Origin of the sequence: Planotetraspora silvatica (assembly GCF_016863315.1) — a bacterium.
Taxonomy (GTDB): Bacteria; Actinomycetota; Actinomycetes; order Streptosporangiales; family Streptosporangiaceae; genus Planotetraspora; species Planotetraspora silvatica.
In genome coordinates this window covers 87,681-109,605 of the sequence record NZ_BOOQ01000002.1, presented here as the reverse complement: position 1 = coordinate 109,605, position 21,925 = coordinate 87,681, and the positions used below count along the sequence as shown (strand labels likewise).

The window sequence follows — 21,925 nt, the reverse complement described above, 5'->3', positions numbered from 1 at the left end:
AACAGTGCGACGCGGCGGAGTGTCGCAAACTCCGGCCGCGAAAACTTTACGTTCCCCTGCTGATCTTCAGCCCGAGAGAGGTGAACTGCTCGAACGGCCGGTGGTAGCCCCGCTCGATGTGGTTGACCCCCCGCAACGTGGAGGTGCCCTCGGCCACCGCGGCCGCCAGCACGGCCGAGAATCCCGCCCGGATGTCGGGAAGCGTCACGTCGGCGCCGCGCAGTTCGGACACGCCGCGGACCACGGCGGAGTGCTTCGCGTTGGTGTCGTGGTAGCGGCAGGCCGGCCCGCCCAGGCACTGCGCGAAGACCTCGATCTCGCAGCCCATCTTCTGCAGGGCGGGCACGTAGACCAGCCGGTTCTCGAAGACGGTCTCGTGCAGCACCGACATGCCCTCGGCCCGCGTGAACAGCACCATCAGCGGCGTCTGCCAGTCGGTCATGAACCCGGGATGGGTGTCGGTCTGCACCGCGGCGGCGCGCAGGCCGTCCGGTGCCGAGGCCGTCAGCCAGTCGTCGTTGATCTCGAACCGGGCGCCCATCCGCGCCAGGGTCGTGATGGCGGTGACCAGCCGGTCCTGCGGGCACCCGTGCACCCGCACCTCGCCCTTGGTGACGAGTCCCGCCACCAGGTACGAGAACGCCTCGATGCGGTCGCCGGCGAGCCACGTGGAGGCGCCGTGGAGGCGCTCCACGCCCTCGATGACGATGCGCCGGTCCGGGCTGAGCTCGATCATCGCGCCCATCCGCTGGAGGAACAGCGCGAGCTCCACGACCTCCGGCTCCATCGCCGCGCCCTTGATGACCGTCTTGCCCTCGGCGAGTACGGCGGTCATCAGGATCGTCTCGGTGGCGCCGACACTCGGGTAGGGCAGCGTGATCCTGCTTCCGCGCAGGCGCGTGGCCTTGGCGGTGATCCCGGTCTCGCCGACCTCGATCTCGGCGCCCATCGACCGCAGCGCCTCGACGTGGAAGTTGACCGGGCGCCGCCCGATCGGGTCGCCGCCCACCAGGGGGACGAACGCCTCGCCCGCCAGGTGCAGCAGCGGGCCGAGCATCAGGATCGGGATGCGGTTGAGCCCGGTGTACTCCTCCGGGACGCGGGGCCTGATCTCGTCGCTCCGCTCGATGGTGATCTCCCCGGGGGTGATCTCCACATGGATGCCGAGCGCCTCCAGCATGGCCGCCGTCAGGCCGACCTCGCCGACCTCGGGGGCGTTGTGCAGCGTGCTCGGGCCGTTCCCCAACATGGCCGCGACCATGTGCTTGGACACGGCGTTCTTGGACCCGCGCACCTCGACGTCACCCCGGAGGGGACCCGAGGGGTCGATCCGCCACACCTCTTCGCGGCCGTTCCCTTGCACACTCACACCTACTCCTCGCCGGTGGCTGGTGGAGCAAGGGTATCGGGGCTTCCCCCGATCATCATGTAGGTACCATCTGGACGGTGCGGCATTTGAGGGGCAATCTGACGACGCTGGTCGCGACCGTTCTCGTGCTGGTCGTGGTGGGGGTGGTGGCCGGTTTCGTGTGGTCGGCGGTCGCGCCCACCACCCAGTACGTCCTGACCGACGTGGGACCGCAGCCGGCCGATCTCGAGGGCCAGTCGCTCATCGCGGCCGACGGCTGGTTCGCCGTCATCGGCGCGGTGTGCGGCCTCGTCTGCGGCGCCGGAGCGTACTTCCTGACGCGCACGCGCCCCATATCCGCCGTCCTGGGGGTGGCCGGCGGGGGGCTGCTGGCCTCCTACGTCGCCTCACTCGTCGGGAGTTCGGCGAAGGGAACGATCCAGGCCTCCGCCGCCGGCGGATTGACGACGTCGACGTCGCTCGGCCTGACCGCGCACGGCGTGCTGTTCGCGTGGCCGGTCGTGGCGACGGGAGTCTTCTGGATCCTCGAGTTCGTGCTGACCTACCGGCTGCGGGGACAGGCCTGAGAGCCCGGGAGCTCCGGCTTCCTCCGCCAGGTGCCCGTCGCCTGCTCGAAAGCGTGGCCCAGTCGCAGGACGTCGAAGTCGGCCCACGGCCGTCCGACGATCTGCACGCCGACGGGCAGCCCCCCCGAGGTGAAACCGCAGGGCACCGACATGGCGGGCGCGTGGAGCACGCTGATCCAGTAGCAGGACCGCATCCACGCCAGGTAGTCGGGCATCGGCGTGCCGTCGATCTCCAGGACGTACGGATCCTCCACCGGGAACGGCGGCACCTGGCTGACCGGTGCGATCAGGAAGTCGTATTCGCCGAAGAAGGCGTTCATCCGGTGGAACAGCCCGGTGCGCAGCCGTTCGGCCCTGGCGAGGTCGGCCCCCGTGACCTTGCGGCCCTGTTCCACGTTCCACGTGATGTTGGGGCCCGCCTCGGGCAGGTCGCCCAGCGCCAGCGCGTAGTACCACGAGCGGTAGATCCGGAAGGCGTCCTCGGCGTCGGACAGGTCGAGACCGACCTGCTCCACCTTGGCGCCGAGGCCGGTCAGCACGGCCGCGGCCTCCGCGGTCACCCGTGCGGTCTCCGGATCGACGGGCAGCCCGCCGAGGTCGGGGCTGAACGCGATCCGCGCCCCCGTGAAGTCATGCTCCAGCGGGGCCGCGAAGGCCGACCCGTCCTCCCTGATCGCGTACGGCGAGGCCGGGTCGAAGCCCGCGATGGCGGTCATGAAAAGCGCCAGGTCGGCCGCCGTGCGCGCCATCGGGCCGGACACGCTGAGCGTGTACCAGGCGGCCTCCGTGGACGCCGACACCACGCGACCGGGGGTCGGCCGCAGCCCCGCCACGTTGCAGAAGGAGGCGGGGTTGCGCAGTGAGCCGCCCATGTCCGAGCCGTCCGCCAGCGGCACCATGCGGCTCGCCAGTGCGGCCGCGGCGCCGCCGCTGCTGCCGCCCGCGCTCTTGGACAGGTCGTAGGGGTTGCGGGTCGCCCCGAAGACCTCGTTGACCGTGTGCGACCCCGTGCCGAACTCCGGGGTGTTGGTCTTGCCGATCATGATGCCGCCGGCGTCCCTGACCCGGCGCACCAGCAGGTCGTCCTGGTCGGGCACGTGGCCGGCGAAGACGCGTGAGCCGTACGTCGTCCTGACTCCCGCCGTGTCGACCAGATCCTTGTGCGCGACGGGGAGGCCGTGCAGCGGGCCGCGCCAGTGACCGCGCGCCAGGTCGGCGTCGGCCTTCCCCGCGTGGTCGAGCGCCTGTTCGGCCACCAGCGTGACGATGGCGTTGACCTGGTCGCCGACCTCGTCGATCCGCCTCAGGTGCGCCTCGGCGAGTTCCACGGCGCTCACCGCCCGCTCGCGCAGCAGCGCCGACATCTCCGTCGCGGTCAGGTCCACCAGTTCGGTCACGTTCGTGCCCCCGTTCCGTCGTCCTTCGGCTACGAGTCTCGGGTGGGGGAGCGGGCGGAGGCGATGGCAACAGTCGACAGGCTCAGGTCTTCGCGATGGGGGCGGTGACCGCCTGCGTGAGCCGTACGAGATTGGCGGGTGCCGTCTCGATCTGCAGGCCCCTGCGGCCCGCGGAGAAGTAGACGGTCTCGAAGCCGAGCGCCGACTCGTCGATCACCGTGGGCAGCTTCTTGCGCTGCCCGAGCGGGCTGATCCCGCCGACCACGTAGCCGGTGACCCGCTCCACCTTGACCGCGTCGGCCATCGCCGCCCGCTTCCCCTTGAGCGCCGCCGCGAAGGCCTTCAGGTCCAGTTTGCCCGCCACGGGGACCACCGCGACGGCGAGGCCCGCCTCCGTCTCGGCGACCAGCGTCTTGAAGATCCGCTCGTACGGCACGCCGAGCGCGTCGGCCGCCTCCTCGCCGTACGCCTGGGCGTTCGGGTCGTGATCGTAGGGGTGGAGGGTGAACTCCGCCTTCGCCTGCGTGAGGGCGACCGTCGCCGGAGTGCCCTGGCCGCCCTTGCTCCTGGTCTTGCTCACGCCGGACAGACTAGCGATCCGCGCGGCCGGGCCCTTCTCCTTACCGTCCATTTCACATGACTTGACTCAAGTCGACAGAGAACAGATCATCGTCCTGATCCGGATATCGCCGTGCCCGTAGGCGGACGGGCCCCGCTCCTGCCGGACCTTCGTCATCGAACAGAGGATCATGCTCATGACCAGGCACGACATGGGGGTGACGCGCACGTGGACCCGGTTGCTCGCCGTGTTCGCCGTCGCGCTGGGGCTCTCCGCCGTCCCCGCCCACGTCCCCGCGCGGGCGGCCGCCGCCCCTCAGTTCAAGGTGCTCGCCTTCTACAGCGGCACCTATGACGCGGCCCACATCGACTTCACCAAAGAGGCGAACCAGTGGTTCCCCCAGGCCGCCGCGCAGAACAACTTCTCCTACACCTCGACCACCAACTGGAACCAGCTGAACGCCGCCACCCTCGCGCAGTACCAGGTGGTCATGTTCCTGGACGACCTGCCGCAGACCGCCGCCCAGCGGTCGGCGTTCGAGCAGTACATGCGGGGCGGCGGGGCGTGGATGGGGTTCCACGTGTCGGCGTTCAACACCAACCCGGGGAGCTGGTCCTGGTACCACAACGAGTTCCTGGGCACCGGGGCCTTCAAGTCCAACACGTGGGGCCCCACATCGGTCGTCGTGCGCAATGAGGGCGGCGCCGGCCATCCCACGACGGCGCGCCTGCCCGCCACGTTCACCTCGTCCGTGAGCGAGTGGTACAGCTGGAACAACGACCTGAGGAACAACCCCAACATCAAGATCCTCGGGTCCATCGACCAGTCGAGCTTCCCGGTCGGGACGGACCCCAACCAGACCTGGTACAGCGGCTACTACCCGATCATGTGGACGAACAAGAACTACAAGATGGTGTACGCCAACTTCGGCCACAACGCCATGAACTACTCGACCAACACCCGGCTGTCGTCCACGTTCGCCAGCGACACCCAGAACCGGTTCGTCATCGACAGCCTGCTGTGGCTGGGCGGGGGGAGCACTCCTCCTCCGCCGCCGGACACGATCTCGCCGACCGCGTGGTACAGCCTGGCCAACCGCGCCAACGGCAAGTGCGTGGACGCCCGGGCGGCCGCCTCGGCGAACGGCACCGCCATCCAGCAGTACGCCTGCAACGGCACCTCCGCCCAGCAGTTCCAGGTCCAGCCGACCAGCGGCGGGTTCGCCCGGCTGAACAACCGCAACAACAGCGCCCAGGTGATCGACGTGACCAACGTGTCGACGGCCGACGGCGCCCCGCTCCAGCTGTGGGCGTACGGCGGGGGCAACAACCAGCAGTGGCAGGCGGTCTCGGAAGGCGGCGGTTACTACCACTTCGTCAACCGCCTGAGCGGCAAGTGCCTGGACGTGCCCGGCGCCTCGGCCGCCGACTCCGTCCAGCTCCAGCAGTACACCTGCAACGGGACGGCGGCGCAGTCGTTCCAGCTGTCCCAGAGGGCGTAGCCCACGGGGACTCACAGTGAACACGGAGGGCGGCCGGTGCGTCACCGACCGGCCGCCTTCGATGGGCCGAGGAGGCACCGTGGAAGATCGCGCAGCTCGGGGCGCCCGGTTCCCGTCCGCGAAACACGGTGTCCCGCATAGTGGGCAGAACGGGATCTGTCCCTGGTCATCCGTAGACTAGGACGGTGATTTCCCGTATCGACCTGCGTGGGTCGCTGCCCGGCGACCTGCGTGAGGTCCTGCCCCGCGCCGAGCTCGACGTCGAGGCCGCCCTGGAGAAGGTGCGGCCCATCTGTGAGGACGTCCGCCATCGTGGCGCGGCGGCCGTCCGGGAGCTCACGGCGAGGTTCGACGGGGTCGAACTGGCGTCGACCAGGGTCCCCGCCGCGGAGATCTCCCGAGCCCTCGACGAGCTCGATCCGGCCGTGCGCGCCGCCCTGGAGGAGTCGATCCGCCGGGCCCGCCTCGTCCATCGTGACCAGCGGCGCGCCGACACCACGACCCAGGTCGTGCCGGGCGGCTCGGTCACCGAGCGCTGGGTTCCGGTGGGCCGGGTGGGGCTCTACGTGCCGGGCGGCCGGGCCGTCTACCCGTCCAGCGTGGTGATGAACGTCGTGCCGGCCCAGGAGGCCGGGGTGCGGTCGCTCGCGGTGACCTCGCCCGCGCAGAAGGAGTTCGGCGGTCTGCCGCACCCGACGATCCTGGCGGCCTGCGCGCTGCTCGGGGTCGAGGAGGTGCACGCCGTCGGAGGCGCCCAGGCCGTGGCGATGTTCGCCTACGGCACCGAGGAGTGCCCGCGGGCCGACATGGTCACCGGACCGGGCAACATCTGGGTCGCGGCGGCCAAGCGGCTGCTCAAGGGGCGGATCGGGATCGACTCCGAGGCCGGCCCGACGGAGATCGCGATCCTCGCCGACGAGACCGCCGACCCCGTCCACATCGCGGCCGACCTGATCAGCCAGGCCGAGCACGACGTGATCGCCGCGGCGGTGCTGGTCACGACGAGCGTCGAGCTCGCCGACGCGGTCGACAAGGAGCTTCCCGGCCAGGTCGCCGCCACCCGCCATTCCGAGCGGATCACCGAGGCCCTTTCGGGCCGCCAGTCCGGCATCGTGCTCGTCTCGAGCGTCGGCGACGGCCTCGAGGTCGTGGACGCCTACGCCGCCGAGCACCTGGAGATCCAGACGGCGGACGCGCGTGAGGTCGCCGCCCGTGTCCGCAACGCCGGGGCGATCTTCATCGGGCCCTATGCGCCGGTGTCGCTCGGCGACTACATGGCGGGCTCCAACCACGTGCTGCCGACCGGCGGGTGCGCCTGCCACTCGTCGGGGCTGTCCGTGCAGACGTTCCTGCGCGGCATCCACGTCGTCGACTACACCCGTGAGGCCCTCGCCGAGGCGGCGCCGTACGTGTGCGCGCTGGCCGACGCCGAAGACCTGCCCGCCCACGGCGCCGCCGTCCGTGCCCGGTTCGACTGGGAAGTGCCCTCATGACACTCGACGACCTGCCGATCCGCGACGACCTGCGCGGCAAGCAGCCCTACGGCGCGCCGCAGCTCGACGTGCCCGTCCAGCTCAACACCAACGAGAACCCCCACCCGCCGTCGGCCGCGCTGATCGACGATCTCACGCGGGCCGTGCGGCACGGGGCGGCCACGCTCAACCGCTACCCCGACAGGGACGCGGTCGACCTGCGCAAGGACCTCGCCGACTACCTCGGCCACGGCCTCACCGCCCGGCAGTTGTGGGCGGCCAACGGGTCGAACGAGATCATCCAGCAGATCCTCCAGGCGTTCGGCGGCCCGGGGCGTTCGGCCATCGGGTTCGAGCCGTCCTACTCCATGCACCCGATCATCGCGGGCGGCACGAACACCCGGTGGGTCGAGGGCGCCCGCGACGAGGACTTCTCGATCGACGTCGGCCACGCCGTCCAGGCCATCGAGACGCACCGCCCCGACGTCGTCTTCCTGACCTCGCCGAACAACCCGACCGGTACGGCACTGCCCCTCGGCGTGATCGAGCGGATCATCGCCGCGACCCCGGGGATGGTCGTGGTCGACGAGGCCTACGCCGAGTTCGCGAGGGCGGGCACGCCGTCGGCGCTCAGCCTGCTGCCGGGCAACCCCCGCCTGATCGTCACGCGGACCATGTCCAAGGCGTTCGCCATGGCGGGCACGCGGCTCGGGTATCTGGCGGCCGACCCGGCCGTGGTCGACGCCATGCTGCTGGTCCGCCTGCCGTACCATCTGTCGACCCTGACCCAGGCCGCCGCCCGGGTGGCCCTGGCCCACCGCGAGGAGTTGCTCGCGACCGTTGGGACACTGCGGGCAGAGCGGGACGAGACGGTCGAGTGGCTACGGCACCGTGGCCTGGCGGTCGCTGACTCGGATGCCAACTTCGTGCTATTCGGTAGGTTTCCGGACCGGCGTGCCGTATGGGAGGGGTTGCTTGAGCAGGGCGTTCTGATCCGGGAGACCGGCCCGGCGGGCTGGCTCCGCGTGTCGATCGGGACGAAGGATGAGATGGCGGCCTTCCGGGCCGCCCTGGAAGGGGTCCTCGGATGAGTGACGTACGCCGTGGCCGGGTCGAGCGCAGCACCAAGGAGACATCGGTGCTGGTCGAGGTCGACCTCGACGGCACCGGTGTCGTCGACGTCGCGACCGGTGTCGGCTTCTACGACCACATGCTCGCCCAGTTGGGCAAGCACGGTCTGTTCGACCTGACCGTGAAGACCGAGGGCGATCTGCACATCGACGCGCACCACACGATCGAGGACACCTCGATCGCGCTGGGCGCGGCGTTCCGCGAGGCCCTCGGCGACAAGTCGGGCATCCGCCGCTTCGGCAACGCGTCGTGCCCTCTCGACGAGGCGCTGGCCCAGGTCACGGTCGACCTGTCGGGCCGGCCGTACCTCGTGCACACCGAGCCCGAGGGCATGGCCCCCATGATCGGCCCGGACTACGACACGACCATGACGCGGCACATCCTGGAGTCGTTCGTCGCCCAGGCGGCGGTCTGCCTCCACGTGCACGTGCCGTACGGGCGAAACGCCCACCACATCGTCGAGGCGCAGTTCAAGGCCTTGGCCCGGGCCCTGCGTGAGGCCTCGGAGCGGGATCCGCGCGCGACCGGCGTGCCGAGCACCAAGGGCGTTCTCTGATGACCTTCGCCTCGGGTGGCATGATCTTCATTGGGCTCTTCCTCCTCGGAGGTGTCTACTCCGCCATACGGCAGAAACTCAAGGTGCTCGCGGCGCTGACCGGCGTCGGGGCCGCGCTGGCGATCACGGCAGGGGTGATGTGGTGGCAGTAGGCAGACGTGTCGTGGTCCTCGACTACGGATCGGGCAACCTCCGCTCGGCGGAGCGCGCGCTGGCCCGGGTGGGCGCCGACGTGACGGTGACCGCCGACTGGGACGCCGCGCTGGAGGCCGACGGCCTGGTCGTTCCCGGCGTCGGGGCCTTCTCCGCCTGCATGGAGGGTCTCAAGAGCGTGCGCGGCGACCAGATCGTGGGCCGCCGGCTCGCGGGCGGGCGCCCGGTGCTCGGAATCTGCGTCGGGATGCAGATTCTGTTCGAGAAGGGCGTCGAGCACGGCGTCCACACCGAGGGCTGCGGCGAGTGGCCCGGCACCGTCGAGCGCCTCGACGCCCCCGTGCTCCCGCACATGGGCTGGAACACGGTCGCCGCACCGGCGGGGAGCGTGCTGTTCGACGGCCTCGACGCGGGCACCCGCTTCTACTTCGTCCACTCCTACGGCGTGCGCGACTGGAGGCTCACGGCCGGCCCCGGCTTCAACCAGCCGCTGGTCACCTGGGCCGAGCACGGCGTGCCGTTCGTCGCGGCCGTGGAGAACGGGCCCCTGATGGCCACCCAGTTCCACCCCGAGAAGTCCGGCGACGCCGGAGCCGCGCTGCTGGGCAACTGGCTGCGCACGTTGTGAGCCGGGCTAGCCGTAGGGCGGGACGGGAGACAGGATGAGCAAGGAGCGGGCCAGGCGGAGGGCGGAGCGTGAAGCCGAGCGCGAGCGCCTCGCCGCCGCTCGCGCCGTGCGTGAGGCCAGAGCGGCCAGGCGGCGCGAGTTGCGCGGCCGCGTCACCGCGGTGTTGCCGCGGCCGGTCCGGGTGGCCCGGCAGCAGGGCAGGCTCGCGCGAAGGCGCCGCACGGAGAACGGCGTTCTCGCGCTGCTGTGGTTCATCGTCCAGGTGCTCGCCTGGCTCCTGCTCGACGGCTGGATGGCCCGGCTCGGCGTCCTGATCTTCTCCACACTGCTGATCCCCGTGCTCGTCACCATCGTCTTCGACCGGAGGTCGTGACCAATGTCGCTCGTTTTGCTCCCTGCTGTGGACGTCGCGGACGGCCAGGCGGTCCGCCTGGTGCAAGGTGAGGCAGGGACGGAGACCTCGTACGGGGATCCGCTCGCCGCGGCGCTGGCCTGGCAGGAGGCCGGTGCGGAGTGGATCCATCTGGTCGACCTGGACGCGGCGTTCGGCCGGGGTGACAACCGCGAGTTGCTCGCCTCCGTCGTCGGCGCCCTGGACGTGCAGGTCGAGTTGTCGGGGGGCATCCGTGACGACGCGTCGCTCGACGCCGCGCTGTCCACCGGCTGCCGTCGTGTCAACATCGGCACGGCGGCCCTGGAGGACCCCGCCTGGTGCGCCAAGATCATCGCTGAGTACGGCGACAAGATCGCGGTGGGGCTCGACGTCCGGGGGACCACCCTCGCCGCACGCGGCTGGACGCAGGAGGGGGGCGACCTGTGGGAGGTCCTCGACCGTCTGGAGTCCGAGGGCTGCCCGCGGTACGTCGTCACCGACGTGACCAAGGACGGCACGTTGCGCGGTCCCAACCTCGATCTGCTCCGCGAGGTCTGCGCCAGGACCGACCGGCCCGTGATCGCCAGCGGCGGCGTCTCGTCGCTCGACGACCTCCGCGCGCTGGCCACCCTCGTCCCCGAGGGCGTCGAGGGCGCCATCATCGGCAAGGCGCTGTACGCCCAGGCGTTCACGCTGGAAGAGGCGCTCGCGGCGGTGAGCGCGCGATGAGTGAGCGTGTCACCTTCACCCGGATCTCGTCCGGCGGTCCCTGGGAGGACCGGTACGGCTATGCCCGCGCGGTCGTCGCGGGCCCCCACATCCACGTGTCCGGCTGCACCGCCACCGTCGGCGGAGAGATCCAGCACGTTGGCGACGCTTACAACCAGACGCTGACGGCGATCTCCATCGCCCTCGACGCGGTGGAGAAGGCGGGGGTCTCGGTCGCCGAGGTCGTCCGCACGCGCCTCTACGTCGTGAACGCCGCCGACTTCGAGGCCGTCGGCCGCGCGCACGGCGAGGTGTTCGGGACCGTACGGCCCGCCTGCACGAGTGTCCAGGTCGCCGGCCTGGTGGACTCCCGCATGCTGGTCGAGGTCGAGGTCGAGGCCTACCGGGGGGAGCGGTCGCCATGACGGTCGCGGTGCGGGTCATCCCCTGCCTGGACGTGGACGCCGGGCGGGTGGTCAAGGGCGTCAACTTCGAGAACCTGCGTGATGCGGGGGACCCGGTCGAGCTTGCCCGCCGTTACGACGCCGAAGGCGCGGATGAGCTGACATTTCTCGACATCACCGCGTCTTCGGGTGAGCGGGAGACCATGCTCGACGTGGTCCGCCGTACGGCCGAGCAGGTGTTCATCCCGCTGACCGTCGGCGGGGGGATCCGGGCGGTCGAGGACGTGGACCGTATGCTGCGCGCCGGCGCCGACAAGGTGGGCATCAACACCGCGGCCATCGCGCGGCCCGAACTGCTCACCGAGGCGTCGCGGCGGTTCGGCTCCCAGTGCGTGGTGTTGTCCGTCGACGCCCGCCGGGTCGTCGACGGTCCGCCCACGCCGTCCGGCTTCGAGGTGACCACCCACGGCGGGCGCCGCGGCACGGGACTCGACGCCGTCGAGTGGGCCGCGCGGGGCCAGGAGCTCGGTGTGGGGGAGATCCTGCTCAACTCGATGGACGGCGACGGCACCAAGTCGGGTTACGACCTGGAGATGCTCAGAGCCGTCCGCGCGGCCGTGACGGTCCCGGTGATCGCCTCGGGCGGCGCGGGAAGGCTGGAGGACTTCGCGCCGGCCGTCGAGGCCGGGGCGGACGCCGTCCTCGCCGCGTCGGTGTTCCACTTCGGCCAGCTCAAGATCCACGAGGTGAAGGAGACGCTGCGGTCCGCGGGTCATCCCGTCCGCTGAGGCAGGGGTGAAACGGCTCTTTGCCGCTCGGGGAGTTTGATTTCCGGGCGGCGGAGATGTGGTCTCGTGCGATTCCTGGAAATTCACCGAATATGCGAGAAACGCGGCCTCCAGATTCACTGGAGGCCGCATCTCCATTCATGTGGCCGCTTTTTCCGCGGCGCTTGGTTTCACTGTTCGCCGGGCTGGTGCGGGTGTGTCACCCGCTCTGGTCCGACCAGCGGTTCCTGGGCTCCTCGCGGGGAGGTATCGATTCTCCCCGCATGGACTGCTGCTGCAGGGGCTCGCCCGTGAGGGACTCGTCCGTGCTGGACTGGCCCTGCGAGATCTCTTCCGGTGTGGTGGCCTCTTGCTGCTCGGATTCCTCGGAGTCCTCGGCCACCGGGTCGAGCGACGGGATCCGCATCCGGTCGCTCATGGTGCGGGACGTCCCGCTGTGAGCGGTGCCGATCGTCGTGTCGGACGCCGTGTCGGCGACCGACGAGGTGCCGGGGTCGTGGGTGGCGGCCTGGGCCGTCTGCGCCGACCCGAAGGCGATGGCGGGAAGAAGGGCCAGCCCCAGAAGAGCTGGGAAACGCTTTCCGTTCATGCTTTCTCCTATCCGATCAGGGCCGCTTGGCGGCGATCGGGGATTTGCTCTTCCATCGTCGGCCCGGGCATCGAATTCCGTCTAGGCGAATCAACCGGAAACAGAGCGAACCGAACGGCATTCCATTCCACGGGCTGACGGTTCGTTGTCCTTGCCCACCGATTACGAGGTGGCGATTTGCGCGCTCGTCGACTCCCTGACGACCAACGTCGGCTGGAACATGATCTGCTGGTGCGTGTGCGCCTCGGGGTTGTCGCACTCGTCGAGCAGCAACTGGGTGGCGATGCGGCCGAGCCGGTACGTCGGCTGAGTGATCGAGCTGAGCGACACGGCCGAGGCGGCGGCGAAGTCGATGTCGTCGTAGCCGATCAGCATCATGTCGCCGGGCACGCGCACGCCCGCCTGGAGCAGCCCGCGCAGCAGGCCCAGCGCCAGCAGGTCGTTGGCGCAGAACACGGCGTCCGGCAGCGCTCCCGACGCCAGCAGCGCCTCGGCGGCCTGCTGCCCGCACCCGGCGTTCATGCTGGGCATCGTCAGCTCGGCGAGTGCGACGGCCGGGTCCAGGCCCGCCCGCAGCACGGCCTGCCGCGCTCCCTCCAGGCGGTCCTGACACTGCCGGATGGAGGAGGGGCCGCTCAGGTAGGCGATGCGGCGCGCTCCCCGTTCGAGCAGGTGGGCCACGGCGAGGCGGCCGCCCGCCACGTCGTTGACGGCGACCGAGCACTGGTCGGGGCGGTGGGCCGGGTGGTCGACCAGGACGAGGTTGATGCCGCGCTCGCGGATGCGGTCGAGCCGGACCGGGTCCTCTCCGGACGGAGTGATCAGCACTCCCCGCACGCGTTGCTCGGACAGGACGAGCAGGTTGCGCTCCTCCTTCGCGAGGTTCCCCGCGGAATTGCCGAGGATCACCGCGTACCCGAGCTCGCTCGCCATGTCCTCGACCCCGGCGGCGACATCGGTGAAGAAGGGGTTGCCGATGTCGATCACGGACAGCCCGATGGTCCTGCTGTGCCCCGCCCGCAACGACGACGCGGAGCCGTGCCGGACGAATCCCAGCTCCCGTACGGACCGCTGGACTCGTTCCCTGGTGGCGGCGGCGACCTTCTCCGGACGATTGAGCACGTTGGAGACGGTGCCGGGGGAGACGCCGGCGTGGGCCGCGACCTCCCTGATGCCGATCGGATTCATCGAAGCCGATTAAAACGGAGCCCCAGGGGGCCGCGCCAGCCCGGGGGCGCGCCTTTCCACGGGCCGGCCGGGCGGCGGGCGCCCCCGCGTGCGCGGCCCGCACATGCGGGGGTACGAGCCGGAGGCCGGACGGCGGGTCAGAACGCCCGCAGGTGCTGGAAGGTCTCGTACGCGACGTCCTGGGCGGCGAAGTCCGCGGCCTCCGACCGTTTGACGGCCAGATAGGCGGCGCCCCGCAAGGGCCCCAGGGCGTCCATGAGGAGCCGGTCGGCCTCCAGGGCGTCCAGAGCCTCACCGAGGGACGCGGGGAGCCGCTCACAGCCCAGACGGGCCCGCTGCTTGGCACTCAGCGTGTCGGGGTCCACCATGACGGCCTTTCCGGGGTCGAGCTCCCGCCGGATGCCGTCCAGCCCCGCGTGGAGGACGGCGCCGAGCGACAGGTACGGGTTGGCCGACGAATCCGAGGGCTTGATCTCGAGATTCGTCGACGCCTCGACGTTTCCGCCCATGGGGGAGCAGATCCGGACCGCCGCCTCGCGATTGTCCGTGCCGTAGCAGGTGTACGCGCTCGCCCAGGTGCGGGGCCGGAGGCGCCGGTAACTGTTGACGCTCGCGCAGGTCAGTGCCACGAGGCCGGGCAGGTGGGCGAGGACGCCCGCGATGAAGCGCCGGCCGAGCACCGACAGGCCGCCCTTGCCGTCGGCGAACAGGTTGCGCTCCAGATCGGCGTCCCAGAGTGAGACGTGCAGGTGGGCGCCGTTGCCGGCCTGGTCGGCGATCGGCTTGGGCGCGAGCGAGGCCCACATCGCCATCCGGAAGGCCACTCCGCGGACGGTCTCCCGGTAGATCACGTGGTTGTCGGCGGCCTTGAGGGCGGTCGCGGGCCGGATGGACAGCTCGTGCTGGCCGGCTCCCAGCTCGGGGTAGTAGTGCTCGATCGGCAGCCCCTGCGCCTCCAGCGCGCGTACGAGCGCCATCGTGTAGTCGTGGGCGAGGTCGAACCCGGCCGCGGCGTAGCACAGGCTGTCGTCGATCGGGACGAGCCGGTCGGGACCGCCCGTCGGATCGGGGAGCCGCCGGCCGAGTGTGAACTCGGGCTCGAAGGCCGCGACGGGGGTGAGGCCCTGCGAGCCGAGCAGGGCGACGGCGTCCTTGAGGAACGTCCGCGGGCAGGCCGCCCACGGGCTCCCGTCGAGCTGCCGGAGATCGGAGAGCATCGCCGCCGCGCCGGACGCGTAGGGGAGCGGCACGAAGGTCGCGGGATCGGGGACGATGCGGACCTCGCCCACCGGTCCCATGCCCTCGACCGGCTGGAGATGGTCGAGCATCGACATCGCCATCATCGCCACCGTGTGGCCGATGCCCGTGCCGATCCGTTCGGGGAGGCGGGAGCGTCCCGAGGCCTTGCCGCGGATGACTCCGCCGTGGTCGGCGTAGAGGAATCGGACCAGCTCGATGCCGTCGACCTCGACACGTTCGAGAATCCTGCGGGCCGCGGGATCGAGTTGTGGTGGAGCGACGGCGGCGCTGTGGCGGTCTCCCATCCTGTCTGCGTAACACGGGAGAGCCGACGGCGGAAGTGCCGCCACGCCACCGCGCCGTCTTTTCGGCGCGGTGGGCGGGGTGGAGAGAAGGCCGGGTGTGCGGAATCCCCTTCGGCACACCGGCCGGGGTCACATCACTGCAGGACCGTCGTGAAGAAGGTCGCCAGACGGGTGGCGCCGGTGTTGATCGTGTCGAACACGCCGTTGACGGCGCCGGCTGCGGCTCGCGGCTGGTTGTAGAGGTAGAAGACCACGAACGCGATGGCCGCGTACGTAAGAACCTTCTTGACCTGCATTGGGGGGCCTCCTGCAGTCAGTTTCCCGGCTGTTTGTACCCGGCGACACGGAAGATCATAACTAGCCGGGAGGCCACGAGCCCCTACCATCCCATCCGCTGAGAAGGCGCGGGGTCAGCTGTTCACGAGCGTCGTGAAGAACGACGAGAGGCGTTCCGCGCCGGTGCTGACGCCCCCGAACAGGCCCCTGACCGCGGCGGCTGCGGCCGTGGGCTGGGTGAACAGGTAGAAGATCACGAAGGCGACGACCACATAGGTGATTATCTTCTTGGCGTTCATCGGGGCTCCAACCATGAGGCACTGCCCTCATGCTGCCGCATCGCGCCAAGGTTACGCGTGATTTCCGTCTAGATCGATTTACCGTGTCACATGCCCAGTGGCGTCTCGCGCAGCCGCCGCACTGCGCCCTCGTCGCCTTCGAAGGTCACCCGGGCGTGCTCGGCCCGGCCGAAGGCGAACAGGATCAGCTCGCCGGTCTCGCCGCTGACGACCACCTCGGGCGCGGTCTTCCCGGCCGTCACCTCGCCGCCGCCGGTGCGCCGGAGCAGGACGCCGACCGGCGATCTGCGCAGGAAGAGGCGGGCGCCGCTCTTGAGTTGCCGCCACAGCGACTCCTCGGCCTCCGGAGGCAGCACGCGGGGCTCCCAGCCGGGCTGGGCACGCCTGGCGTCCTCGTGGTGGACGAACAACTCGACGGAGTTCACGACCTTGTCGATGCCGGGGATGCGGTACGGGGACCAGATCGGCGGGCCCTGCCGTACGAACTCGACGAGTTCGGCATAGGGCCGGCCGTTCTTGAGGCGGTTCTGGACGGAGCCGGTGTAGCCGGACAGGAAACTGAGCGCGATGCCTCCCGCGGCGTCGGGCCGGCGCTCACGGAGCACGAGGTGCGCGGCGAGATCGGCCGTCGTCCATCCCTCGCAGAGCGTGGGAGCATCGGGACCGAGCTCGTCCAAAGTGGTGGAGATGGCCGCACGTTCGTCCCGTACAAAACTCACGAGGGCAGCCTAGCCCCGATCACCCGCGTCGCGATCACCAGGCCAGTCAAGGAATAATCCGGTTGATCGTGATGATAAGGAATATCTAGGACTAAAGGCTTGGTGTGGCGTCGGTCGAGAGGCCGATTCGTGTGCGCGCCGGGGTAGGTAACGTCCGATTCGCTGGCGCTCGGAGCGGGCGGCCAGATGGTCCCCGACCGAGAGGAAACCCGGCGTGCCGTCGAAGGACTCCCCCGCGCGGCCGAGTAAATCCGTCATGACCCGAGGTCTGCGGGTCATCGGCATGGCGATCAGGGCCGAGCCGCGCATCTTCACCAGCGCGGTGCTCGCGAGCGCGGTCTACGGCATCATGACCGTCGGCTCCTCATGGGCCCTCGGCCGGGCGACGGACGACGTCGTGCTGCCCGCCTTCCGCGACGGCCGTGCCCACACCGGCGCGCTGGTCTCGGCGGCGCTGCTGATCGTCGGCGTCGCGGTGTTCAAGGCTGCCGGGATCATGGGCAGGCGGATCCTCGCCGGGGTCATGCAGTACCGGATGCAGGCCCGTTCGCGGCGCGCGGTGACCCGGCAGTACCTGCGGCTGCCGCTCTCCTGGCACCACCTGCACCCGACGGGTCAGTTGCTGTCCAACGCCAACTCCGACGTCGAGGCGGCCTGGGCGCCGCTCGCGCCCCTTCCGATGGCGGTGGGCGTCATCGTGATGCTCGTGACGGCGGCGGGGGCGATCCTGCTCATCGACCCCGTCCTCGCCGTCGTCGGTTTCCTGATATTTCCGGCTATCGCCGTGCTGAACCTGATCTACCAGCGCAGGCTGTCCCCCCTCGCGATGCGCGCGCAGCAGCTCAGGGCCGAGGTGAGCGAGGTGGCGCACGAGAGTTTCGACGGCGCGCTCGTCGTGAAGACGCTCGGCAGGGAGGACGCGGAGGCCCGCCGGTTCCAGGCGCGCGCCGACGACTTGCGCGACGCCAACGTCGCCGTCGGCCGGGTGCGCGGATTGTTCGACCCGCTCCTTGAGGCACTGCCGACGATCGGTGTGCTGGCCGTGCTGCTGGTCGGCGCGATGCGGCTCGAGGCCGGCGACGTCGTCGCCGGAGACCTGATCCAGGTCGCCTACCTCTTCACTCTCCTCGCCTTCCCCGTCCGGGCGCTCGGCTGGGTGCTCGCCGAGCTTCCCCGCAGCGTCGTCGGCTGGACCCGGGTGCAGGACGTCCTCGACGCCACCGGGTCCATGGAGTACGGCACGGCGGACCTGGCCGGCGAGAGCCCCGCGGGCGTGCGGGCCGACGGGGTGAGCTACCGCTACCTCCCCGAGGCCTCCGTGCTCACCGACGTGACCTTCGAGGTGGCGCCGGGCCGCACCGTCGCCGTCGTGGGACCGACGGGTTCGGGCAAGTCCACGCTGACCCTGCTGCTCGGGCGGCTGATCGATCCCGCCGACGGGTCCGTCCGGATCGACGGGACCGACCTGCGCGAGGTCGCGCGGGGCGGGGTGAGCGACGCGGTGGCCCTGGTGCTCCAGCAGACGTTCCTGTTCGACGACACCGTCCGCGGCAACATCACGCTGGGCCGGGACGTGCCGGACGAGACCGTGTGGGCGGCCCTGCGGCTGGCGCAGGCGGACGGGTTCGTCAGCGCGCTGCCGTCCGGAGTGGACACGCACGTGGGCGAGCGGGGCACGTCGTTGTCGGGCGGGCAGCGGCAGCGGATCGCGCTCGCCCGGGCGATCGTCCGCACGCCCCGGCTGCTCATCCTCGACGACGCCACCTCCAGCGTGGACCCCCAGGTGGAAAAGCGCATCCTGCACGGCCTGCGCGAGGGCGCGGCCGGCTCGACGGTGATCGTCGTGGCCTACCGGATGGCGACGATCGCCCTGGCGGACGAGGTCGTCTACCTGGAACACGGCAGGGTCGTCGACCAGGGCCCCCACGAGCTGCTGCTGGAGCGCTGCGCGGGCTACCGGGACCTGGTCACCGCATACGAGCGCGAGGAGGCCGACCGGGCCGCGCTCGACACCGACGAGGAGATCGTGGCATGACCGCCGTGACAGAGGAGACGACGACCGAGGGCGAAAAGCCGGGCGGCCTCCAGGCCGCCGAGCGGACGGCGTTCGAGACCATCCGGCACGGCCTGCGGTTGTCGCCCGAATTCCGCAACGGGCTCCTGGGCACGGTGTGCCTCGCCGTGCTGGCGACCCTCGGCAAGGTCATCGTCCCCATCGCCGTGCAGCAGGTGATCGACCGGGGGCTCGGCGACGTGCCCGACGTGCCGTTCATCCGGAACGCGACCGCCCTGTGCGCCGTCGCCGTGCTGCTGACCGCCCTGTGCGGCTACCTGATGAACGTCAGGCTCTACAAATCGACCGAGTCCGGCCTCGCCACCCTGCGGGGCAAGGGCTTCCGCCACGTGCACGACCTGTCGGTCCTCACTCAGAACACCGAGCGGCGCGGCGCGCTGGTCTCGCGGGTGACGAGCGACGTCGACCAGATCAGCACGTTCATGCAGTGGGGCGGCCTGCTCGTCATCGTCGCACTCGGGCAGTTGCTGGTCGCGACCGTCCTCATGGCGGTCTACTCCTGGCAGCTCACCCTGCTGGTCTGGGCGTGCTTCCTGCCGCTGGTCATCGCCCTGCCGCGGTTCCAGCGGCTGGTCGCCCGGGCGTACATCCGCGTCCGCGAGCGGACCGGCGACGTCCTCGCCGGCGTCAGCGAGTCGGTCGTCGGCAGCGCCGTCATCCGGGCCTACGGCTCGGAGGACCGTACGGCCGCGCGCATCGGCACGGCGGTCGACGAGCAGCGCAAGGCGCAGACCAGGGCCCAGAAGATCATCGGGTTCACGTTCCCGATCACCGAGCTGGTCGCCGCCATCGCCGTCGCGGGAGTCGTGGTGGCAGGAGTGGAGCTCGGCGTCTCCGGCTCCATCACGCCGGGCAGGCTCATCGCGTTCCTCTTCCTGATCACCCTGTTCATCAGCCCGCTGCAGACCGCGACCGAGGTGCTGAACGAGGCGCAGAACGCCATCGCCGGATGGCGGCGCATCCTCGGCGTCCTCGACACACCCGCCGACGTCGCCGACCCCGCGGACGGCGCGACGCTGCCGCGGGGGCCGATCTCCGTGGAGTTCGAGAACGTCGGCTTCGCCTATCCGGGCGGCGCCCCCGTGCTCCACGACGTCGCGGTGGAGATCGGGCCGCGCAGCCGCGTGGCCATCGTGGGCGAGACCGGATCGGGCAAGACGACGTTCGCCAAGCTGCTCACCCGGCTCATGGATCCGACCTCGGGCCGGATCCTCGTCGACGGCGTCGACCTGCGGAAGGTGCGGTTCTCCTCCCTGCGGGAACGGATCGTGATGGTCCCTCAGGACGGGTTCCTGTTCGACTCGTCCCTGGCGGAGAACATCCGTTTCGGGCGCCCGTCCGCGACCCTCGACGACGTACGGCTGGCCGTGACCGAACTGGGCCTGGCCGACTGGGTCGACGGCCTGCCCGCGGGGCTGGACACGGCCGTGGGCCAGCGCGGGGAGTCGCTGTCGGCGGGGGAGCGGCAACTCGTGGCGCTCGCCCGGGCCTACCTGGCGGATCCCGACCTGCTGCTGCTGGACGAGGCCACATCGGCCGTCGACCCGGCCACCGAGGTGCGGCTGGCCCGCGCCCTCGACGGCGTGACCCGCGGCCGCACCGCCGTCTCCATCGCCCACCGGCTGTCGACCGCGCAGGCGGCCGACGAGGTCGTCGTGTTCGAGCACGGGCGCATCGTCCAGCGGGGTCCCCACGCCGTCCTGGTCCAGGAGCCCGGCGTCTACGCGGACCTCTACGACTCCTGGACGTCGGCCACCCATTCCTCCTGATCAGTGCGTGGTGGTCTCGCCTGAAAGCCGCTGGGCGAAGTAGATGGGGACGATCGAGACGACGATGAGAGCGGCGGCGACCACGTTGACCACGGGGGCCTGGTTCGGGCGGAAGAGGTTCTCGAAGATCCAGATGGGCAGGGTCCTGACTCCCGCGCCCGAGGTGAACGTGGTCACGATGATCTCGTCGAACGAGAGCGCGAAGGCCAGCAGACCGCCCGCGAGCAGTGCCGACCGCATCATCGGGAACGTGACCAGACGGAACGTGGTGAACGTGTCGGCGCCCAGGTCGGCCGACGCCTCCTCGAGCCCCAGCCCCATGCGCCGCAGGCGGGCCAGCACGTTGTTGTAGACCGTGACCACGCAGAAGGTGGCGTGTCCGACGATCACCGTCAGCATTCCGAGGGGGATCCCCAGGACCGTGTGGAAGGTGTTGCTCAGCGCGATGCCGGTCACGATCCCCGGCAGGGCGATCGGCAGCACGATGAGCAGCGAGACGCTGTTCTTGCCGAAGAACCGGTACCGCTGCACCGCGAAGGCGGCCATCGTGCCGAGGACGAGGGCGATCGCCGTGGCGCCGAGCCCCGCCTGGACCGAAGTCCACAGGGCGTCGCGGACACCGCTGGAGTTCCACGCCGAATGCCACCACTGGAACGTCAGCCCCGGGGGCGGCCATCCGAAGGTGCGGTCGGAGTTGAAGGAGTTGAGGATCACCACGGCCAGCGGCACGTAGATGACGCCGAGGCCGAGGACCAGTGCGGCCCTGAGCAGCAGGCGGGCCGGACGGGACAGATTCACCGCGTCTCCTTCTTCACAGGTTGTCCAGCGCGCCGGTACGGCGGACGGCCGCGAGGTAGACCAGCATGATCAGGACCGGGACGGTGGCCACGGCCGCGGCGAAGGGGAGGTTGTTGGCCGCGCCGATGTTGTCGTAGACGACGTTGCCGATGAGCTGCGACTTGCCGCCGACGATCTTCACGGTGATGTAGTCGCCCAGCGACAACGAGAACGTGAAGATCGAACCCGCGACGACGGCCGGGAACGTCAGCGGCCACACCACGGTCCTGAACGTCCGCCAGCCGCGGGCTCCGAGGTCGCCGGACGCGTCCAGCAGGGCGTTGGGCAGCCTTTCGAGGCCCGCGTAGATCGGCAGGATCATGTACGGCAACCAGAGGTAGGAGAGAGTCGCGATCGTCGCGGTCAGGCCGTACCCCCAGCCGAGGATGCCGTCGGACGAGAGCAACACCCGCCAGGCGTACGCCTTGACCAGGTAGGAGGCCCACAGCGGAGTGAGGACGAGGATCACCAGCCACCGCTGGGCACGCGGCGAGGTGAGCTTGGCCATCGCGAACGCCATGGGGAAGGCGATCACCAGGTCGATGACCGTCACCGCGGCGGCGACCCAGAGGGAGCGCAGGGCGACCGTCCGGTAGACCTCACCCGTGACGAGGTCCTGGAAGTTGGCCCAGGTGAAGACCTTGACCAGGTCGCCGGTGAAGGTGTCGGTCGACCAGAAGGCGGTCACGAACAGGGCGGCCAGGGAGCCCAGGTACGCCAGGCCCAGCCAGGCGAGGGGGGCCGATAGCAGCAGCGACAGCCGTACGCGGGCGTGCCTGTGCAAGAAGGCCGCCACCCCCCGCCGAAGGCCCGCGGCCTCCTCATCCCCCAAAACACCACTCGCCGTCATGCGTCCGTCTCCCTCACTCTCCACGCCCCTCTCGCGCGCACATCTCGCGCGCATGTCTCGCGCGTGATCATGCACACATTCGCGGGCACCCCGTGCGACCTGCCCCAACCCCCGCCGTGATCATGCACACATTCGTGATCATCCGGGCTGGGCTGCGGTGATGCATGCCGTGATC

24 protein-coding genes are annotated in these 21,925 nt (G+C 70.4%); 13 read left to right on the top strand and 11 right to left on the bottom strand.

The features are described 5' to 3' along the window. Positions 1-46: 46 nt before the first annotated feature. Complete coding sequence (gene murA / locus Psi02_RS00845; RefSeq protein WP_239094493.1) at positions 47-1,369, bottom strand: UDP-N-acetylglucosamine 1-carboxyvinyltransferase; 1,323 nt, start codon at positions 1,367-1,369, stop codon at positions 47-49. Positions 1,370-1,446: 77 nt separating this feature from the next. Between murA and Psi02_RS00840 the strand changes: the two genes are divergently transcribed. Further along, positions 1,447-1,935, top strand: coding sequence for a hypothetical protein (locus tag Psi02_RS00840; RefSeq protein ID WP_203970709.1), 489 nt, complete (start codon positions 1,447-1,449; stop codon positions 1,933-1,935). Here Psi02_RS00840 and Psi02_RS00835 read toward each other — a convergent pair. Beyond that, positions 1,911-3,332 carry an amidase gene (locus Psi02_RS00835; protein WP_239094492.1) on the bottom strand — a complete coding sequence of 474 codons (1,422 nt, stop codon included), beginning with the start codon at positions 3,330-3,332 and terminating at the stop codon, positions 1,911-1,913. The genes Psi02_RS00840 and Psi02_RS00835 overlap by 25 nt on opposite strands. An 82-nt stretch (positions 3,333-3,414) precedes the next feature. Then, on the bottom strand, positions 3,415-3,912 hold the full coding sequence (gene ybaK, locus Psi02_RS00830; RefSeq protein WP_239094491.1) for a Cys-tRNA(Pro) deacylase: 498 nt from the start codon (positions 3,910-3,912) through the stop codon (positions 3,415-3,417). A gap of 175 nt (positions 3,913-4,087) precedes the next feature. Between ybaK and Psi02_RS00825 the strand changes: the two genes are divergently transcribed. The 10 genes from Psi02_RS00825 (at position 4,088) to hisF (ending at position 11,605) form a co-directional block, all read left to right on the top strand. Then, positions 4,088-5,392, top strand: a complete 1,305-nt coding sequence (locus Psi02_RS00825) for an RICIN domain-containing protein (RefSeq protein ID WP_203970697.1) — start codon at positions 4,088-4,090, stop codon at positions 5,390-5,392. Positions 5,393-5,577: 185 nt separating this feature from the next. After that, the gene (gene hisD / locus Psi02_RS00820; protein WP_203970695.1) at positions 5,578-6,885 is read left to right on the top strand and encodes a histidinol dehydrogenase; all 1,308 of its coding nucleotides are present in this window, start codon (positions 5,578-5,580) and stop codon (positions 6,883-6,885) included. Further along, positions 6,882-7,955 carry a histidinol-phosphate transaminase gene (locus Psi02_RS00815; protein ID WP_203970693.1) on the top strand — a complete coding sequence of 358 codons (1,074 nt, stop codon included), beginning with the start codon at positions 6,882-6,884 and terminating at the stop codon, positions 7,953-7,955. The genes hisD and Psi02_RS00815 overlap by 4 nt, the downstream gene beginning before the upstream one ends. Next, the gene (gene hisB, locus Psi02_RS00810) at positions 7,952-8,551 is read left to right on the top strand and encodes an imidazoleglycerol-phosphate dehydratase HisB (RefSeq protein WP_203970691.1); all 600 of its coding nucleotides are present in this window, start codon (positions 7,952-7,954) and stop codon (positions 8,549-8,551) included. The genes Psi02_RS00815 and hisB overlap by 4 nt, the downstream gene beginning before the upstream one ends. A gap of 20 nt (positions 8,552-8,571) precedes the next feature. Next, positions 8,572-8,703 (top strand): CG2302 family histidine operon protein, encoded by a 132-nt coding sequence (locus Psi02_RS40605; RefSeq protein WP_275415120.1) that lies wholly within the window; start codon positions 8,572-8,574, stop codon positions 8,701-8,703. Beyond that, the gene (hisH, locus tag Psi02_RS00805; protein ID WP_203970689.1) at positions 8,694-9,332 is read left to right on the top strand and encodes an imidazole glycerol phosphate synthase subunit HisH; all 639 of its coding nucleotides are present in this window, start codon (positions 8,694-8,696) and stop codon (positions 9,330-9,332) included. The genes Psi02_RS40605 and hisH overlap by 10 nt, the downstream gene beginning before the upstream one ends. A 34-nt stretch (positions 9,333-9,366) precedes the next feature. Then, positions 9,367-9,705, top strand: a complete 339-nt coding sequence (locus Psi02_RS00800) for a hypothetical protein (RefSeq protein WP_203970687.1) — start codon at positions 9,367-9,369, stop codon at positions 9,703-9,705. Positions 9,706-9,708: 3 nt separating this feature from the next. Next, complete coding sequence (priA, locus tag Psi02_RS00795) at positions 9,709-10,434, top strand: bifunctional 1-(5-phosphoribosyl)-5-((5-phosphoribosylamino)methylideneamino)imidazole-4-carboxamide isomerase/phosphoribosylanthranilate isomerase PriA (protein ID WP_203970685.1); 726 nt, start codon at positions 9,709-9,711, stop codon at positions 10,432-10,434. Continuing rightward, positions 10,431-10,838 carry a RidA family protein gene (locus Psi02_RS00790; protein WP_203970684.1) on the top strand — a complete coding sequence of 136 codons (408 nt, stop codon included), beginning with the start codon at positions 10,431-10,433 and terminating at the stop codon, positions 10,836-10,838. The genes priA and Psi02_RS00790 overlap by 4 nt, the downstream gene beginning before the upstream one ends. Next, positions 10,835-11,605 carry an imidazole glycerol phosphate synthase subunit HisF gene (hisF, locus tag Psi02_RS00785; protein WP_203950783.1) on the top strand — a complete coding sequence of 257 codons (771 nt, stop codon included), beginning with the start codon at positions 10,835-10,837 and terminating at the stop codon, positions 11,603-11,605. Before Psi02_RS00790 ends, hisF begins: the two co-directional genes overlap by 4 nt. Before the next feature lie 199 nt (positions 11,606-11,804). Here hisF and Psi02_RS00780 read toward each other — a convergent pair whose 3' ends face one another. From Psi02_RS00780 to Psi02_RS00755, 6 genes are all read right to left on the bottom strand, one after another. After that, positions 11,805-12,194 (bottom strand): hypothetical protein, encoded by a 390-nt coding sequence (locus Psi02_RS00780; protein WP_203970683.1) that lies wholly within the window; start codon positions 12,192-12,194, stop codon positions 11,805-11,807. 162 nt (positions 12,195-12,356) lie between these two features. Beyond that, positions 12,357-13,382 carry a LacI family DNA-binding transcriptional regulator gene (locus Psi02_RS00775; RefSeq protein WP_203970682.1) on the bottom strand — a complete coding sequence of 342 codons (1,026 nt, stop codon included), beginning with the start codon at positions 13,380-13,382 and terminating at the stop codon, positions 12,357-12,359. Positions 13,383-13,519: 137 nt separating this feature from the next. Further along, positions 13,520-14,926 carry a glutamine synthetase family protein gene (locus Psi02_RS00770; protein WP_203970681.1) on the bottom strand — a complete coding sequence of 469 codons (1,407 nt, stop codon included), beginning with the start codon at positions 14,924-14,926 and terminating at the stop codon, positions 13,520-13,522. Between the two features lie 134 nt (positions 14,927-15,060). Continuing rightward, entirely contained in the window at positions 15,061-15,222 is a 162-nt protein-coding gene (locus tag Psi02_RS00765; protein ID WP_203944210.1) for a hypothetical protein, read from the bottom strand. 114 nt (positions 15,223-15,336) lie between these two features. Beyond that, positions 15,337-15,501 carry a hypothetical protein gene (locus tag Psi02_RS00760; protein WP_203950778.1) on the bottom strand — a complete coding sequence of 55 codons (165 nt, stop codon included), beginning with the start codon at positions 15,499-15,501 and terminating at the stop codon, positions 15,337-15,339. An 86-nt stretch (positions 15,502-15,587) separates the two neighbouring features. Then, positions 15,588-16,220, bottom strand: coding sequence for a TIGR03085 family metal-binding protein (locus Psi02_RS00755; RefSeq protein WP_203970680.1), 633 nt, complete (start codon positions 16,218-16,220; stop codon positions 15,588-15,590). A 256-nt stretch (positions 16,221-16,476) separates the two neighbouring features. On the opposite strand from Psi02_RS00755, the gene Psi02_RS00750 reads away from it, so the two are divergent. Both Psi02_RS00750 and Psi02_RS00745 read left to right on the top strand, forming a co-directional pair. Continuing rightward, a complete protein-coding gene (locus Psi02_RS00750) occupies positions 16,477-18,255 on the top strand; it encodes an ABC transporter ATP-binding protein (protein WP_203970679.1) in 1,779 nt (592 codons plus the stop codon). Further along, on the top strand, positions 18,252-20,063 hold the full coding sequence (locus Psi02_RS00745) for an ABC transporter ATP-binding protein (RefSeq protein WP_203970678.1): 1,812 nt from the start codon (positions 18,252-18,254) through the stop codon (positions 20,061-20,063). Before Psi02_RS00750 ends, Psi02_RS00745 begins: the two co-directional genes overlap by 4 nt. Here Psi02_RS00745 and Psi02_RS00740 read toward each other — a convergent pair whose 3' ends face one another. Both Psi02_RS00740 and Psi02_RS00735 read right to left on the bottom strand, forming a co-directional pair. Continuing rightward, complete coding sequence (locus Psi02_RS00740) at positions 20,064-20,861, bottom strand: ABC transporter permease (RefSeq protein ID WP_203970677.1); 798 nt, start codon at positions 20,859-20,861, stop codon at positions 20,064-20,066. Between the two features lie 13 nt (positions 20,862-20,874). Beyond that, the gene (locus tag Psi02_RS00735; RefSeq protein WP_203970676.1) at positions 20,875-21,750 is read right to left on the bottom strand and encodes an ABC transporter permease; all 876 of its coding nucleotides are present in this window, start codon (positions 21,748-21,750) and stop codon (positions 20,875-20,877) included. Positions 21,751-21,925: the final 175 nt, after the last annotated feature.

Bases quoted from the DNA above. Each gene is read 5' to 3' on its own strand.
- Psi02_RS00825 (WP_203970697.1), top strand. From the start codon at position 4,088: ATGACCAGGCACGACATGGGGGTGACGCGCACGTGGACCCGGTTGCTC.
- Psi02_RS00815 (WP_203970693.1), top strand. From the start codon at position 6,882: ATGACACTCGACGACCTGCCGATCCGCGACGACCTGCGCGGCAAGCAG.
- hisB (WP_203970691.1), top strand. From the start codon at position 7,952: ATGAGTGACGTACGCCGTGGCCGGGTCGAGCGCAGCACCAAGGAGACA.
- Psi02_RS40605 (WP_275415120.1), top strand. From the start codon at position 8,572: ATGATCTTCATTGGGCTCTTCCTCCTCGGAGGTGTCTACTCCGCCATA.
- Psi02_RS00800 (WP_203970687.1), top strand. From the start codon at position 9,367: ATGAGCAAGGAGCGGGCCAGGCGGAGGGCGGAGCGTGAAGCCGAGCGC.
- priA (WP_203970685.1), top strand. From the start codon at position 9,709: ATGTCGCTCGTTTTGCTCCCTGCTGTGGACGTCGCGGACGGCCAGGCG.
- Psi02_RS00790 (WP_203970684.1), top strand. From the start codon at position 10,431: ATGAGTGAGCGTGTCACCTTCACCCGGATCTCGTCCGGCGGTCCCTGG.
- hisF (WP_203950783.1), top strand. From the start codon at position 10,835: ATGACGGTCGCGGTGCGGGTCATCCCCTGCCTGGACGTGGACGCCGGG.
- Psi02_RS00780 (WP_203970683.1), bottom strand. From the start codon at position 12,194: ATGAACGGAAAGCGTTTCCCAGCTCTTCTGGGGCTGGCCCTTCTTCCC.
- Psi02_RS00775 (WP_203970682.1), bottom strand. From the start codon at position 13,382: ATGAATCCGATCGGCATCAGGGAGGTCGCGGCCCACGCCGGCGTCTCC.
- Psi02_RS00770 (WP_203970681.1), bottom strand. From the start codon at position 14,926: ATGGGAGACCGCCACAGCGCCGCCGTCGCTCCACCACAACTCGATCCC.
- Psi02_RS00765 (WP_203944210.1), bottom strand. From the start codon at position 15,222: ATGCAGGTCAAGAAGGTTCTTACGTACGCGGCCATCGCGTTCGTGGTC.
- Psi02_RS00760 (WP_203950778.1), bottom strand. From the start codon at position 15,501: ATGAACGCCAAGAAGATAATCACCTATGTGGTCGTCGCCTTCGTGATC.
- Psi02_RS00750 (WP_203970679.1), top strand. From the start codon at position 16,477: ATGACCCGAGGTCTGCGGGTCATCGGCATGGCGATCAGGGCCGAGCCG.
- Psi02_RS00745 (WP_203970678.1), top strand. From the start codon at position 18,252: ATGACCGCCGTGACAGAGGAGACGACGACCGAGGGCGAAAAGCCGGGC.
- Psi02_RS00735 (WP_203970676.1), bottom strand. From the start codon at position 21,750: ATGACGGCGAGTGGTGTTTTGGGGGATGAGGAGGCCGCGGGCCTTCGG.